This window comes from Pseudomonas shahriarae, assembly GCF_014268455.2.
Classification (GTDB): Bacteria; Pseudomonadota; Gammaproteobacteria; order Pseudomonadales; family Pseudomonadaceae; genus Aquipseudomonas; species Aquipseudomonas shahriarae.
This window is the reverse complement of record NZ_CP077085.1, coordinates 5,009,638-5,024,114: the sequence shown is the minus strand read 5'-3', so window position 1 is coordinate 5,024,114 and position 14,477 is coordinate 5,009,638. Positions and strand designations below refer to the sequence as shown.

The window sequence follows — 14,477 nt, the reverse complement described above, 5'->3', positions numbered from 1 at the left end:
TTAAAACCCATCCATCAACAACACCCGGCAAGGCTTGGCCTGATACGCGTTGATCTGCGGCACCAGCCGGGTGAAGTGTTCGGTCTGGCAATGGGCATCCAGCGCGGCCTGGTCGGGCCATTGCTCGATGAAGATAAAGTGCCCCGGGTCTTTCTGGTCGACGAACAAGTCGTAGGCGATGCACAGCGGTTCCTGGCGGGTTTTTTCCACCAGTTCGGCGTACCAGGGGCGCACGGTTTCCAGGTGTTCGGGTTTGATAAAGTCTTCGGCGATCACTTTCAACACGATATTTGTCCTTTAAGCCGCTTCTACTTCATGGGGCTCGAAACTGTCGGCCCGCGCCATTTGCCACATACGCGAATAAAACTCGCCGTTCACTTCACCGGTCAGCAGCTCCCCTGGCTTGAGGAACACATGCAACTGCGAGAACAGCTTGATCTCGGTGGCCGACATGCGCCGTACCAGGTGTTTGGCCGACAACTGCGAAGGGTGATCCAGGCCGGCCGCCGCGAGCATTTCCGCCAGGGCCTTGAGGGTGTTGCGGTGGAAGTTGAATACGCGCTGGGCCTTGTCCGGTACCACCAGTGCGCGCTGGCGCAACGGGTCCTGGGTGGCCACGCCGGTCGGGCATTTGTTGGTGTGGCAGCTCTGCGACTGGATGCAGCCGATGGCGAACATAAAGCCCCGGGCCGAGTTGGCCCAGTCGGCGCCGATGGCCAGGACGCTGGCGATATCGAAGGCGCTGACGATCTTGCCGCTGGCGCCCAGTTTGATTTTGTCCCGCAGGTTCAGGCCCACCAGGGTGTTGTGCACAAACAGCAGGCCTTCACGCAGGGGCACGCCGATATGGTCGGTGAACTCCACGGGGGCGGCGCCGGTGCCGCCTTCCTTGCCGTCGACCACGATAAAGTCCGGCAGGATCCCGGTCTCGAGCATGGCCTTGGCAATGCCCATGAACTCCCACGGGTGGCCCAGGCAGAATTTGAAGCCCACGGGTTTGCCGCCGGACAATTCACGCAACTGGGCAATAAAGTGCATCAGCTCAATCGGCGTGGAGAAGGCACTGTGGCGTGACGGCGAGATGCAGTCTTCGCCCATCATGATGCCACGGGTCTCGGCGATTTCCTTCGTCACCTTGTGCTTGGGCAGGATCCCGCCATGGCCGGGCTTGGCGCCCTGGCTCATCTTGATTTCGATCATCCGTACCTGCGGGTTTTGCGCCTGCACGGCAAAGCGTTCGGGGTCGAAACGGCCGTCGCTGGTGCGGCAGCCGAAGTAGCCGCTGCCCAGCTCCCAGGTCAGGTCGCCGCCGTTTTCCCGGTGGTAGGCGCTGATGCTGCCTTCGCCGGTGTCGTGGGCGAAGTTGCCGAGCTTGGCGCCCTGGTTGAGGGCGCGGATGGCGTTGGCGCTCAACGAGCCAAAGCTCATGGCCGAGATATTGAACACCGACGCCGAGTACGGCTGGGTGCACTGCGGGCCGCCGACCACCACGCGAAAGGCGCTGGGGTCGCTCAACGGGGCCGGGCGCATGGAGTGGCCGATAAATTCGAAACCGGACTGGTACACGTCGATCAGGGTGCCGAAGGGTTTGTCGGCGCTTTCATTCTTGGCCCGCGAATACACCAGCGAACGCTGGGCCCGGGAGAAGGGCAGGGCGTCGCTGTCGGACTCCAGCAGGTACTGGCGGATTTCCGGGCGAATGCCTTCCACCAGGTAGCGGATATTGCCCAGGATCGGGTAGTTGCGGCGCACCGCGTGGGGGCTTTGCAGCAGGTCGAACACGCCGATCAGGCTGAGCACGCCGGTCACCAGGGTCATCGGCCAGAGCCATTCGTGTTGGATAAAGGGGAGGCTGGCGAGGGTGAAAATGACACACACGGCAAAGAATGCATAACGGCTAAGCAACGACAGGCTCATACGGTTTCCTTGGGTTCGGACGCTCTATGACCTGTAGGAGCCTGCTCCTACAAGGTTCTATTCTTTATGCGGGTTCACGGTTCAACACGGGGCCCAGCTTACGGTCGAGTTCCTTGCCGGGGCAACCGCAGAGAACCCAAGCCTCTCTTGGTATTGCAATACGTTCTCGTTTGGGTGCATTATTTACGTTACTGTATAACGTATTAATCCTGCCCAGATGCCCCGGAGGCCCTATGAAAGCTGGTATTCACCCCGACTACCGCACCGTGCTGTTCCACGATACTGCTGCCGATGTGTTTTTCCTGATCGGCTCCACGGTCGACACGGATCGCACCCACCAACACACCGATGGCAACACTTACCCTTACATGGCCCTCGACGTGTCCAGCGCGTCCCACCCGATCTACACCGGCCAGCAGCGCAAGACCCAGGTCGAAGGGCGGATTGCCGGGTTCAACAAGCGGTTTGCCTCGTTTGGCTCCAGCCCCAAGCCCGCTGAAGCCTGAACAGCAGAGGCGTCACGCCGCTGTCTGCCGGATCGGTAGCACCACCCGAAAAGTGGTGCCCCTGCCGACTTCACTGCTCACCGAGATATCCCCGTGGTGTTTCTTGACGATGCCATAGGACAGCGACAACCCCAGGCCCGTGCCTTCGCCCACCGGCTTGGTGGTGAAAAACGGGTCGAAGATTTTCTGCAGGCTGTGGGGCGCAATCCCGCAGCCGTTATCCGCCACCTCCAGCCACACCCGATCGCCCTCGACCCCATTGCTGAGGGTGATCGTGCCGCGCTCCGGGCCCATGGCCTGGGCTGCGTTGATCACCAGGTTCATCACCACCTGGTTGATTTGTGAGGCCAGGCATTCAATCTCGGGCAGGGGCTGGTAGTGCTTGATCACGTCCGCCTTGTGCTTGAGTTCACTGGCCACGATGTTCAGGGTCGAGTCGATCCCTTGCTGCAGGTTCGCCCATTGCCATTGCTCGTCGTTATCGACCCGGGAGAAGTTCTTCAGGTCTTTGACGATCTGCGTCACACGGCCGATGCCGTCCTTGGATTCGCGGATCAGGATCGGGATGTCCTCCTTGAGGAAGTCCAGGTCCAACTCGTTGCGCAAGGCGCTCAGTTGTTCAAGGCAGTCACCGGGCGCCAGGGCCGCCTCAGCCTGTTGATAGGCGTCGAGCATGCGCTGCAATTGCTTGAAGTCACTCTCCAGCGTGCCAAGGTTGGAGGTGACGAAGCCCACGGGGTTATTGATTTCGTGCGCCACCCCGGCAGCCAGTTGCCCCAGGGAGGCCAGCTTCTCCGATTGGATCAACTGGCTTTGCAGCTGCTTGCGTTCGTCGATTTCCTGCTGCAAGGCCTGGCTGGCAAGGGTCAGCGCCTCGGTGCGCTGTTCTACCAACTGCTCCAGGTGCACGGTTTTCAGGCTGGCGCGGCGGGCCATGTCCCATTTGGCCGCCAGGGTATTGGCCATCTGTTGGACTTCGATATTGTCGAAGGGCTTCTTCAGAATAAGCAGTCGATCATGGGCATTGAGGCGCGACAGCAGTTCTTCCCAGGAATAGTCCGTGTAGGCGGTACAGACCACCACTTGCAGGTCCGGGGCGACTTTCCACAGCTCTTCGATAGTCTGAGCACCGTCCCAGCCCTGGGGCATGCGCATGTCGACAAACGCCAGGGCGTAGGGTCGTGCTTGTTGCATGGCCGCACACAGTTGCTGCAAGCCTTCCTGGCCGCCGTAGGCCGAGTCGAGTTCAAAGGTCTGGGCCTGGGGTTTGGCGGCTTCGCCAAACAGCGCGCTCTCCATCTCATCCAGCGCCGCGTTCTGTTCGAGCGTCGGCATCAGGATCTTGCGAAAGTCCTCGTGGATCGAGGGGGTGTCATCAATCAGCAGAATGCGCCGGTTGTAAAGAGAGGGCATGGTCAGGTCTCGGCACGTTCAAGAGGGATAGACAAGGTAAACAGGGCGCCCTGGCCCGGCCCATCGCTGTGGGCGGTGAGACGGCCTTTCATTTCGATGGCCGCCAGGGCGCAGCTATGCAGGCCGAAGCCGTGGCCTTCCTTGCGGGTGGTGAAACCGTGGGTAAAGATCCGCGTCATGTTCTCTGCGGGAATTCCTTCGCCTTCGTCTTTTACGCTGATTTGCAGCGTATGGTCATCCAGGGGGCGGACCGTCAGGGTTATCTGGCGTGGCCGGTCGCTGAGGTTGGACATGGCGTACTTGGCGTTGCTGATCAGGTTTACCAGAATCAACAGCAAACGATGCTTATCGACCATGACCTCGGGGACTGGCTGATAGTCTTTGACCACGGTGACATGGTGGCGACTCAAGGCCCCGGAATTCATGCGCAGCGCGTCTTCGACCAGGGCGCTGATATGGACCGGTTCCAGCAGCTTGGAGGCGCCAGCATAGGACTGCTGGGTGGAGACGATGTCCTTGATGTGGTCGACGCTCTTGGTCAACTGCACCAGTTCATCGGCCATGCCTTGCTGCTCGATGGCAATCGCGTCCACCAATTGATTGAGGTATCCCGGCAACATTTTGCCCTTGTCGTCGTCCGTCAGGAAGGTGCCCAGGTCATGGGGATGCTCGTTGATCAACTGCATGGCCTTGCCCAGCCCCAGGGCCTTGCTGGCCCGCAGCTTACGGGTGACCAGGTCGGCGGACACATTCACGCTGTTGAGCACGTTGCCGACGTTGTGCAGCACATTCGTGGCAATTTCCGCCATGCCGGCCTGGCGGGCGCTGTCGAGCAGCTCGCTCTGGGCGTCCTTGAGTTCCCGGGTGCGTTCCTCGACCCGTTGTTCGAGGCTTTCGTTGACAGCCAGCAGGGCGCGGTTGACCCGGTTGATCTCGGCGAAGCTGCGTAACAGGCGAACAGCCAGGTACACCAGTACCAGCATCAATAACGTCGAAAACACCAGCAGGTAACGGTGGTACTTCTGCTCGGTCAGTTCGGCGACCCGTTGATCCTGGTCGAGTTGGTTGGTCATGACGTCCAAGTGCTCGGACAGCGGGATTGCGGCGATGCGCTCAAGCAAACTGTTGACCACCGGTTGCTCACGCAGAATCAGGGCAATGTGCTTGCTGAGAAGCTCGATAGGGCTCTGGAAATCCCCAGGCAGGTGTTCCTTGTTGATCGCCAGTTTGTTCAACCCGACAAGAATCTCTGCGGCCTTGTCATCACTGGCAACCAGCGCGAACTCAAGACTGCTGAGCAACAAGTCGTAGGTGTCGCTGGTAATGTCCTGCAACTGCAGGCGATTGTTGTCGTCCAGCAGACCGAACTGCATCTGGATATCGTCCTCGGCGTTCGGCAGGAAGGCCAGGGAGTTGCGCAGCAACGCGTTATGGGCTTTGAACTGGTCCACCAGCCGCGCTTTTTCCTCGATCGCCGCTTGATAGGTGCTCTGTGCCAATTGCCAGTTGGCTGGATCGGCATGCTGGTGCAGGTGCTCGCGCGCTTCCAACTCGGCCCAGAGGCTGTTCATCTCGTTGAGCGGCGCGACCAGCGGGTCGTAGTTGTGGGTCAGGGCGATCCGCGCCTTGAGCACCTCGCTGTCCCATTGCGCGTTCAATTGCTTGATATGGCGGATCAGGTCCCGGGACGGGGTGTAGTTGCTGCTCTGGTCAGTAGAAGACTTGATGTATAAAAAAACCAGGATCGAGGCCAGTACCACGGTGACGACACCGAGCAGTGCCAGGCTGGCGCGGCGAGTCAGCTTCATAGCGGCTTGCCCTCCCATTCGCCGGTCAGCGTCTTGAGAAACAGCGCAATCAGGGCCCTGTCATCCGCCGACGGCGTGCGCCCCAACTGGTACTTGAACATCACGTCGATCGCCTCTTCCAGAGTCTTGGCCGAGGCATCGTGAAAGTACGGGGCGGTGACGGCGACGTTACGCAGGCTGGGCACTTTGAACACATGGCGGTCTTCCTCATCCAGGGTGACCAGGTAGCGCCCCAGGTCCGCGTCCACCGGGTTGCCGCGGTCCTTGAAGTAGTCACCCAGCACGCCGAACTTCTGGTACATGTTGCCCCCGATGTTGACCCCTTGATGACAGGCAATACAACCGTACTCCTTGAAGCGCAGGTAACCCTGTTTTTCGTCATAGCTGAGGATGTCGGTGTTGCCCAGCAGGTACTGGTCGAAGCGTGAGTTGGGCGTGAGCAGGGTGCGCTCGTACGTGGCCAGGGCATTCTGCACGTTGGCGGCCGTGACGCCGTCGGGGTACGCCTGGGTGAATGCGCGTTGATATTCAGGCGCAGCGGACAGGGTCGCGACAACGGTTTGCCAGTTGTTGCCCATTTCCACGGGGCTGGTGACCACTTGGTGGACTTGCGCCTCCAGCGTGTTCACCCGGGCGTCCCAGAACTGCTTGAAGCTCAGGCTGGCATTGAACACGGTGGGCGTATTGAGCCTCACTGGCTTACCGTCGAAGCCAAGAGAGAAGGGTTTGTCATCGGCGCCGCCTTTGTCCAAGTGATGGCAACTGGCACAAGACAGGGTGTTGTTGATCGACAGGCGTGTTTCATTGAACAGTCGACGCCCCAGCTCGACCCGGTGGGCATCCAGCACTGGCAGCTCAGGCAGGGGCGTGAGTGCCTCGTTGAGCGGCGCCGCCAGCGCCACAGAGCTTCCCAGCCATCCGCCGGATACAAGGCATATGAACAATGCCGACGCGTAAAGCGGTGATGTATGCCTCAACTTCAGTTCCTTGCGAGCAGAGAGTCATTGATCCGGCATCAGATGATGTGGGCCGGTTTGCAGCAGCCGGGCAAAATCCTCGGCCGCCACGGCTTTACTGAACAGATAGCCCTGGCCCTCCTCGCAGTGCCGGGCCTTGAGGAACTCCAGTTGTTCGACGGTCTCCACGCCCTCGGCAATGATATTGAGGTCCAGGCTCTTGCCCAGGCTGATAATGGCACTGATCAGTTGCATGTCCTGGGTGTTCTCGCCCAGGCCACGAATAAACGACTGGTCGATTTTTAGCACATCGACGGGAAAGCGCCGCAGGTAACTGAGGCTGGAGTAGCCGGTGCCGAAGTCATCAATGGCCAGCCGCACCCCCATTTTTTTGATCTCGTGCAGGATGGCAACGGTGTCTTCGACGTTTTGCATCAATACACTCTCGGTAATCTCCAGCTCCAGCAGGGCGGGCGCCAACCCTGTCTGCTCGAGTATGGTCGCAAGGTTGCTGACAAAGTCGCGCTGACGGAAGTCGATAGCCGAGATGTTCACCGAGACACAAATGGGCGCCAAGCCCTGGGCTTGCCAGCGTTGCGCCTGTTCGCAAGCCTGGCGCAAGACCCACTGGCTCAAGGGCACGATCAGGCCGCTGTCTTCGGCCATGGGGATGAAGTCCGATGGGTAGACCCAGCCATGAGCCGGTTGAAACCAGCGAATCAGCGCTTCGGCGCCGACAATCCGCCCACTCTTCAAGTCCAGCTTCGGCTGATAGTGCAAGACAAACTCATCGCGCTCCAGGGCCAGGCGGATAGCGGCCTCCAGGGTCTGCTGCTGGCGCGCGATGAGGTTCATGTCTTCGATAAAGAAGCTGAAGTTGTCCGGCCCCTGTTCCTTGACGTTACGCATGGCGGTTTCCGCCTTCTTGATCAGCTCCACGGCATTGAAACTGTCATTGGGGTAAATGCTGATGCCAAGGCTGGCAGTGACACGCAGGTCATGGCCCGCCACATGGCGGGTGCGGCCCAGAGCCTTGAGGACCTTCTCGGCAATGCTTTTGGTTTGCTGGGGGTGATGAATGTCGTTGAGGATCATCACGAACTCGTCGGCGCCATAGCGGAACACCGAGTCGGATTTGCGGACCGTTGCCGCCAGGTCCTCGCCGACCTGTTGCAACACTTGATCGCCCACGGGGTGGCCCAGGGCGTTGTTGATACGCTTGAAGCGGTCCAGGCCAATAAACATCACGGCCAGTTGAGTATCGTGGCGCCGGCCCAGGGCAATGGCCTGTGTCAGTCGGTCGCCTAGCAACGTGCTGTTGGGCAGGCCGGTGAGGGCGTCGTATTGCAGCAGGTGCGAGACCTTGAGCAGTTCCTGGACCCGTTCTTCGATCGTGCGCTCCAGGTTCGACACCTTGAGCAGCGCATCCTGTGCCAACTGCCATTTCCAGGTCAGGGCACTGGCCATCTGACGGATTTCCAGATGGTCGAAGGGCTTTTTCAGGATCAGCAACTGATCGCTGAACTTCAGGCGCGCTTCAATCGCTTCGAAGGAGTAGTCGGAATAGGCGGTACACAGGGCGATTTGCAGGTTGGAGTCGATGTTCCACAGCTGCTCGATGGTCTCCAGGCCATCCCATCCCGGCGGCATGCGCATGTCGATGAACGCCAGGGCGTATGGCGCGCCATCAGCCAGCGCCTGGCTCACCAACGCCAGGGCTTCCTGGCCCTGGTAGGCGGAGTCCAGGGTGTAGCGCTGGTGAACCGCGGGTGCCGTACCGAACAGGCTTTGCTCGATACTCTCCAGCGTCTGGTCAGCGATGGCCTCGGCACAGAGGATTTTGCGGAAGTCCTGATGGATAGAGGCCGTATCGTCGACGATCAGAATGCGTCGGTTTGCATGTTTAGGGCGCTGGCTCATGACCCGGACCCATCGGCATGCAACAACATGGAGGGGTGCATAAGGATTCCTTTCCGCAACGGGTGAGAGGAGTGAGTCAATTGCTGACTCTATGTACAAGCGTAGTCGGCTCCCTTGAATTAGTCGGCCAGTTGGCGTCAAATCAACGGCAGCTCACCCTTTGATGTAGAGCGCTGATTGCCTGGGCAAGCACCGCGCAGTCAACGGCAGGTGCAAGGGTTAAATCTAGTTCAAGTTTGAGTAGGTGTCGCCATGGATGAGCAACTCGCTACAACTTCTCCCTACAGGCCCACGGTTTTGCTGGTCGATGATGAAGAGTCGATCCTCAACAGCCTGCGCCGCCTGCTGCGCGGTCAGCCTTATGACGTCTTGCTGGCCGGCAGCGGTGCCCAGGCGCTGGAAATCATGGCGGCCCAATCCGTGGACCTGGTCATGACCGATGCCCGGATGCCGGCCATGGACGGGGCGACGTTGCTGGCCGAAACCCATCGCCTGTACCCGGCGACGTCGCGCATCCTGCTGACGGGCTACGCCGACCTGACGATGATCATCAAGGCCATCAACGAGGGGCAGATCCACCGCTATATCAGCAAACCGTGGAACGATGATGAACTGCTCCTGATCCTGCGCCAGTCCCTGGAGCATCAGTTTTCCGATCGCGAAAGGCTGCGCCTGGAGCAACTGACCCGCGAACAGAACGATCAACTCAAGGCGCTCAATGCCACCCTGGAAAAGCGCGTCCTATCGCGCACCAGCGAGCTGCAACAGACCGCCGACATGCTTGACCTGGCCTACGATGAACTCAAACGCAGCTACGTGACCGGCACCGAAGTCTTTTCCCTGCTGGCCAACCTGCGCCTGCCCAAGGAGAAACAGACCAACCGCCCATTGATCGAGCTGATCCGGGTGTACTGCCGAGCCCAGTCGATGGATGAGTCCAGTGTGCGCGACCTGACCATGGCTGCGGCGCTGTACAACGTCGGCAAGTTGAGCTGGACCGACAGGATGATGATCGCTCCCGCCGACCTGTTGCACAGCACCGACCGCGAGCTGTATCGCACCTACCCGACCCAAAGCGAATCGCTGCTGATGACTCTGGAGCCGATGAAGGATGCGGCGCGCATCATCCGCCATCACCAGGAACGCTGGGACGGCAGTGGTTTCCCCGACCACCTCAAGGGCGATGGGATTCCGTTTGGCTCGCGTTTGCTGAAGCTGGCGGTGGACTTTATCGAATTGCAGCGCGGCTTGATTCTGGAGCGGCAGATGAACAGCGACGAAGCGTTGCTGTACATCCGCAAATACGCCGGGCGCCTGTATGACCCGGATATGGTGGAAGACTTCGTCCAGGCCTGTGCGGCCTTCCTCAGCGACGTGACCCTGGGCGACCCGACGGTCAAGGTGCTCGGCACGCGGGAATTGGCCGAAGGCATGATCCTGGCGCGCAATCTCAATGCCGACAACGGCATGCTGTTGCTCAACGCCGGCAAGGTGCTGAACCTGCCGCTGGTGGACAAGCTGATTGCCTTTGAAGCCATGGAAGGCGCCAAGTACAGCGTGTTCATCAAGGAACCTGACGAACCGCTCCCCGCTCAATAAAAAATCACACAACCTGTGGCAAGGGGGCGACCAGCCTTGTTGTGGCGAGCGGGCTTGCCCGCGCTGGGCTGCGAAGCAGTCCTAATCAGGCCACCGTGTTTTCTCAGTTGGAGCTCGGTGGGTGGTCTGGGGCGGCTTCGCCGCCCAGCGCGGGCAAGCCCGCTCGCCACAACAAACCCGTCATCACAAAAAAACGGCCACAAAGCTGGCAGCGCAGCGCAGGGTCGTGTGATCCTTTGCGCCCTTTACTCCAAGGCGTTTATTTCATGTCCCAGACTATCCGTATCGCCGCCGCCCTGTTGATCGGCAGCGACGGCCAGACCCTGCTGGTGCGCAAGCGCGGCACCCAGGCGTTCATGCAGCCGGGCGGCAAGATCGACGCGGGCGAACAACCGGTGCAGGCCCTGGCGCGTGAGCTGTACGAAGAGCTGGGGCTGCGTATCGACTCGGCCCAGGCACACTACCTGGGCCACTTCTCGGCGCCGGCGGCCAACGAGCCGGGGTTTACCGTGGCGGCCGAGCTGTTTGAAGTGCGTATCGACGTGCCGGTAACGCCCGCTGCCGAGATCGAAGAAGTGTGCTGGATCGACCCGGCCGGCGACGGCGGCCTGCAGCTGGCGCCCTTGACACGTGACTTGATCCTGCCGTTTTATCGAGCATCGCTGACCACTACTGCCTGAACTGTCGGGCGCAAAGGACTGAGCCGTGATCCCCCTCAATGAACTGCTGATTTTTGCCGCCGCCTCGCTGCTGCTGGTACTCACGCCCGGGCCGAACATGATCTACCTGATCTCCCGCTCGATCTGTCAGGGCCGCAAGGCCGGGGTCACGTCGTTGCTGGGGGTGGTCGCAGGTTTTTTTGTGCACCTGTTCGCCGCGGCTGCCGGGTTGACCGCAGTGTTTCTCACGGTGCCGGTGGCCTACGAAGTGCTGAAGTGGGCCGGCGCGCTGTACCTGCTATGGCTGGCCTGGCAAGCAGTGAGACCGGGCGCCCGTTCGCCGTTCGAGGCCCAGCAACTGCCCGCCGACTCGCCGCGCAAGCTGGTGACCATGGGCTTTCTGACCAGCGCCCTGAACCCGAAAATCGCGGTGTTCTACCTGTCGGTATTCCCGCAGTTCATCACCCCGGAGCACGGTTCGGTCTTCACCCAGAGCCTGATGCTCGGCTTTACCCAGATCAGCGTCAGCTTTGTGGTCAACCTGCTGATCTCGCTGTGCGCCGCGAGCATCGCCGCCTGGTTTATCCACAACCCCACGTGGCTGGCGGTGCAGCGTTATTTCATGGGGTTTGTGCTGGCCGCCCTGGCGGTGCGCCTGATGCTGGAGCAACGGCGCAGCGCGTGAGCAATCAACGGACTGCGCTGACCCCATCCAGGGTCGAAAACGAGGTGTCCTTGGCCGTCAGCAAAAAGTCGCGCATGTACGGCGCATCCAGCATATCCGCGCGGATCCCGGCGTACAGCGTGGCAAACAGGCCCTTCTCGCCCAACCGCTTGGCCTTCACATAACCCCGCGAGCTGTACTCGTGCAGCGCCCAGTGGGGCATGCCACATACGCCGCGTCCGCTGGCCACCAACTGCATCATCATCACCGTCAGCTCCGAGGTACGGACCTGGGCCGGCTCGACGTCGGCCGGTTCCAGGAAACGGGTGAAGATGTCCAGGCGGTCGCGCTCCACCGGGTAGGTGATCAGGGTTTCGCTGAGCAGATCCTCGGGCACGATGTACGGCTTATTGGCCAGGGCGTGCTGGTTGGCCACGGCGAGCATCGCTTCGTAGGTGAACAACGGCACATAGGTGATGCCCGCCAGCTCCAGCGGGTCGGAGGTCACTACCAGGTCCAGGTCGCCACGGGCCAGGGCTGGCAGCGGGGCGAAGGCAAAGCCGGAAGCCAGGTCCAGCTCGACTTCCGGCCAGGCATCGCGGAACTGGTCGATGGTCGGCATCAGCCACTGGAAGCAGCTGTGGCACTCGATAGCCATATGCAGGCGCCCGGCGGTGCCGCCGGCCAGGCGTGCGATATCCCGTTCGGCACCGCGCAGCAGCGGCAGGGTGGCGTCCGCCAGTTGCAGCAGGCGCAGGCCGGCGCTGGTGAAGCGTACCGGTTTGGTCTTGCGCACAAACAGCGGCATGCCCATGCGCTCTTCCAGCTCTTTGAACTGGTGGGACAGTGCCGACTGGGTCAGGTGCAGGCGCTCGGCGGCTTCCACCAGGCTGTCGGCTTCGCGCAAGGCGTGCAGGGTCTTGAGATGACGGATTTCGAGCACGGGCTCTCCATGAAGATAATTTGTGACAAGTTCGGATAGCGTGAGTTTGTCTCATGTTGCCAATTCTGTCGACCATGACCGCTGGGCACTCTTCATCAAACTGTCACGTAACTGTGGCAGCGCGCTTGAACAAACTTCATCAGACTCGCGCTCTACTGGGGTTCTGCGTTTCGGTGTTTTTCATGCGCGTGTTGCTTTTACTGGCCGCCTTATTGTTCGGCCTGCCGTCTTTTGCGGCTTCTCGATGTGATGTCAATGTCCCGACTGAGCGGGTCGACCTGGACCAGGTGAGCCTGGCGTACCAGAGCATCGGCCGTGCTTCCGACCCCGCGTTGCTGCTGGTGATGGGCCTGGGCGGGCAGTTGATCCACTGGCCGGACGAAGTGGTGGTCGCCTTGTGCCAACAAGGTTTTCGGGTGATCCGCTACGACAACCGTGACGTTGGCCTGTCCACCTGGCGCCAGGCCCCGGCCAGCGCCAACCTGACCTTTGAAGTGCTGCGCTACAAACTCGGCCTGCCGGTGGCTGCGCCCTACACCCTGACCGATATGGCCGACGACGCCCTGGGGTTGATGGATGCGTTGCAGGTGCGCCAGTTCCATGTACTGGGCGCGAGCATGGGCGGGATGATCGCCCAGCACCTGGCGGCGATGGCCCCGCAGCGCGTAGAAAGCCTGACCCTGATCATGACCAGCTCCGGCGCCGAAGGCCTGCCCGCGCCGAATGCCGCGCTGGTGCAGCTGCTGTCGCGGCGCAGTGCGCCCAACCGTGAAGTGGCCCTGGAGCAGCAGGCCGACTTGCTGGCCGCCCTGGGCAGCCCTCAGGTTGAGGATGATCGCCAGGCGTTGCTGCAGCAGGCGGCGCAGTCTTACGACCGGGCATTCAATCCCGAGGGTGTGAAGCGCCAGATCATGGCCATCCTTGCCGAACCGAGCCGGGTGCCATTGCTCAACCAACTGCGCGTGCCGACCCTGGTGGTGCATGGCACGGCCGACCCGTTGTTGCCGGTGATGCATGGTGTGCACCTGGCGGCGCATATCCAGGGCAGCCAGTTGCGGCTGATCCCGGGTCTGGCCCATCGTTTTCAGGAAGCGTTCAAGGCGCCGTTGCTGGCGGCGGTGTTGCCGTACCTGCAAGCCCACCGCGAAGAGGCGGCGCATTGGGCGCAGGTTGAGCCCCTGGCCCCCGCCAAGGTTTTATGACGGCCGCGTAGAGGTGTATGGTGCGAACTTTGTGGCGTGTAATGCCTGCGAGGTTGCCTGAATGAGTACTTCCCTGAAAATCGACTTTGTCAGCGACGTGTCCTGCCCCTGGTGCGTCATCGGCCTGCGCGGCCTGACCGAAGCCCTGGACCAACTGGGCGCCGAAGTGCAGGCCGAGATCCACTTCCAGCCCTTCGAGCTGAACCCGAACATGCCCGCCGAAGGGCAGAACATCACCGAGCACATCACCGAGAAATACGGCTCCACTGCCGAAGAGTCCCAGGCCAACCGCGCGCGCATCCGCGACATGGGCGCCGCCCTGGGCTTTGCGTTTCGTACCGATGGCCAAAGCCGTATCTACAACACCTTCGACGCCCATCGCCTGCTGCATTGGGCCGGGCTCGAGGGTTTGCAGTACAACCTCAAGGAAGCACTGTTCAAGGCTTACTTCAGCGATGGCCAGGACCCGTCCGACCACGCCACGTTGGCAATCATTGCCGAGAGCGTTGGCCTGGACCTCAAGCGCGCAGCCGAGGTTCTGGCCTCGGACGAGTACGCCGCAGAAGTCCGCGAGCAGGAGCAGCTGTGGGTATCACGCGGGGTGAGTTCGGTGCCGACCATCGTGTTCAACGACCAGTACGCGGTCAGTGGTGGGCAGCCGGTTGAAGCGTTTGTCGGTGCAATCCGCCAGATCATCAACGAAGCCAAAAGCTAACAAGTACCACCGGCCAAATGTGGGAGCGGGCTTGCTCGCGAAAGCGGTAGATCAGCTAAGTATCTCTTGACTGACCCACCGCCTTGGCGAGCAAGCCACATGGGTTCCTGGCCCATCCCTTGCATTACCCCCCTAAAGCCCCGCCGGTAAGCGGCTGGGCACTGCCAGGGGGTGA

The 14,477-nt window shown here is 61.0% G+C and carries 13 protein-coding genes; 6 read left to right on the top strand and 7 right to left on the bottom strand.

Annotated elements, in window-relative coordinates; genetic code table 11:
- The gene (locus tag HU773_RS22445; RefSeq protein ID WP_057958576.1) at positions 1-285 is read right to left on the bottom strand and encodes a putative quinol monooxygenase; all 285 of its coding nucleotides are present in this window, start codon (positions 283-285) and stop codon (positions 1-3) included.
- Positions 286-297: 12 nt separating this feature from the next.
- Positions 298-1,917, bottom strand: coding sequence for an FMN-binding glutamate synthase family protein (locus HU773_RS22440; protein ID WP_057438323.1), 1,620 nt, complete (start codon positions 1,915-1,917; stop codon positions 298-300).
- A gap of 233 nt (positions 1,918-2,150) precedes the next feature.
- Here HU773_RS22440 and HU773_RS22435 point away from each other — a divergent pair, with 233 nt between their 5' ends.
- Entirely contained in the window at positions 2,151-2,423 is a 273-nt protein-coding gene (locus HU773_RS22435) for a type B 50S ribosomal protein L31 (protein WP_057958577.1), read from the top strand.
- A gap of 12 nt (positions 2,424-2,435) precedes the next feature.
- Here the strand turns inward: HU773_RS22435 and HU773_RS22430 are convergent, their stop codons facing one another.
- From HU773_RS22430 to HU773_RS22415, 4 genes are read right to left on the bottom strand one after another with little or no spacing between them, the layout of a single operon-like run.
- Complete coding sequence (locus HU773_RS22430; protein WP_120734094.1) at positions 2,436-3,836, bottom strand: ATP-binding protein; 1,401 nt, start codon at positions 3,834-3,836, stop codon at positions 2,436-2,438.
- Positions 3,837-3,838: 2 nt separating this feature from the next.
- Entirely contained in the window at positions 3,839-5,644 is a 1,806-nt protein-coding gene (locus HU773_RS22425) for a DAHL domain-containing sensor histidine kinase (protein WP_169989548.1), read from the bottom strand.
- Positions 5,641-6,588: a cytochrome-c peroxidase gene (locus tag HU773_RS22420; RefSeq protein WP_057958579.1), complete on the bottom strand. Its 948-nt coding sequence runs from the start codon at positions 6,586-6,588 to the stop codon at positions 5,641-5,643. The genes HU773_RS22425 and HU773_RS22420 overlap by 4 nt, the downstream gene beginning before the upstream one ends.
- 57 nt (positions 6,589-6,645) lie before the next feature.
- On the bottom strand, positions 6,646-8,520 hold the full coding sequence (locus HU773_RS22415; protein ID WP_120734092.1) for a putative bifunctional diguanylate cyclase/phosphodiesterase: 1,875 nt from the start codon (positions 8,518-8,520) through the stop codon (positions 6,646-6,648).
- 252 nt (positions 8,521-8,772) lie between these two features.
- On the opposite strand from HU773_RS22415, the gene nosR reads away from it, so the two are divergent.
- From nosR to HU773_RS22400, 3 genes are all read left to right on the top strand, one after another.
- Positions 8,773-10,119, top strand: coding sequence for a response regulator c-di-GMP phosphodiesterase, NosR family (gene nosR, locus HU773_RS22410; protein ID WP_057958581.1), 1,347 nt, complete (start codon positions 8,773-8,775; stop codon positions 10,117-10,119).
- Between the two features lie 266 nt (positions 10,120-10,385).
- On the top strand, positions 10,386-10,799 hold the full coding sequence (locus HU773_RS22405; protein WP_115128909.1) for an NUDIX hydrolase: 414 nt from the start codon (positions 10,386-10,388) through the stop codon (positions 10,797-10,799).
- A gap of 25 nt (positions 10,800-10,824) precedes the next feature.
- The gene (locus tag HU773_RS22400; RefSeq protein ID WP_057958583.1) at positions 10,825-11,463 is read left to right on the top strand and encodes a LysE family translocator; all 639 of its coding nucleotides are present in this window, start codon (positions 10,825-10,827) and stop codon (positions 11,461-11,463) included.
- 4 nt (positions 11,464-11,467) lie between these two features.
- Here HU773_RS22400 and metR read toward each other — a convergent pair whose 3' ends face one another.
- Positions 11,468-12,385: a transcriptional regulator MetR gene (gene metR, locus HU773_RS22395; protein ID WP_032859924.1), complete on the bottom strand. Its 918-nt coding sequence runs from the start codon at positions 12,383-12,385 to the stop codon at positions 11,468-11,470.
- 182 nt (positions 12,386-12,567) lie between these two features.
- Between metR and HU773_RS22390 the strand changes: the two genes are divergently transcribed.
- Positions 12,568-13,587 (top strand): alpha/beta fold hydrolase, encoded by a 1,020-nt coding sequence (locus HU773_RS22390; protein WP_057438337.1) that lies wholly within the window; start codon positions 12,568-12,570, stop codon positions 13,585-13,587.
- A gap of 61 nt (positions 13,588-13,648) precedes the next feature.
- Positions 13,649-14,302 (top strand): DsbA family oxidoreductase, encoded by a 654-nt coding sequence (locus HU773_RS22385; RefSeq protein ID WP_057438339.1) that lies wholly within the window; start codon positions 13,649-13,651, stop codon positions 14,300-14,302.
- The last annotated feature ends 175 nt before the right edge of the window (positions 14,303-14,477 follow it).

Coding starts and splice junctions, on each gene's coding strand:
- HU773_RS22440 (WP_057438323.1), bottom strand. CDS start 1,917: ATGAGCCTGTCGTTGCTTAGCCGTTATGCATTCTTTGCCGTGTGTGTC.
- HU773_RS22435 (WP_057958577.1), top strand. CDS start 2,151: ATGAAAGCTGGTATTCACCCCGACTACCGCACCGTGCTGTTCCACGAT.
- HU773_RS22430 (WP_120734094.1), bottom strand. CDS start 3,836: ATGCCCTCTCTTTACAACCGGCGCATTCTGCTGATTGATGACACCCCC.
- HU773_RS22425 (WP_169989548.1), bottom strand. CDS start 5,644: ATGAAGCTGACTCGCCGCGCCAGCCTGGCACTGCTCGGTGTCGTCACC.
- HU773_RS22415 (WP_120734092.1), bottom strand. CDS start 8,520: ATGAGCCAGCGCCCTAAACATGCAAACCGACGCATTCTGATCGTCGAC.
- nosR (WP_057958581.1), top strand. CDS start 8,773: ATGGATGAGCAACTCGCTACAACTTCTCCCTACAGGCCCACGGTTTTG.
- HU773_RS22405 (WP_115128909.1), top strand. CDS start 10,386: ATGTCCCAGACTATCCGTATCGCCGCCGCCCTGTTGATCGGCAGCGAC.
- HU773_RS22390 (WP_057438337.1), top strand. CDS start 12,568: ATGCGCGTGTTGCTTTTACTGGCCGCCTTATTGTTCGGCCTGCCGTCT.
- HU773_RS22385 (WP_057438339.1), top strand. CDS start 13,649: ATGAGTACTTCCCTGAAAATCGACTTTGTCAGCGACGTGTCCTGCCCC.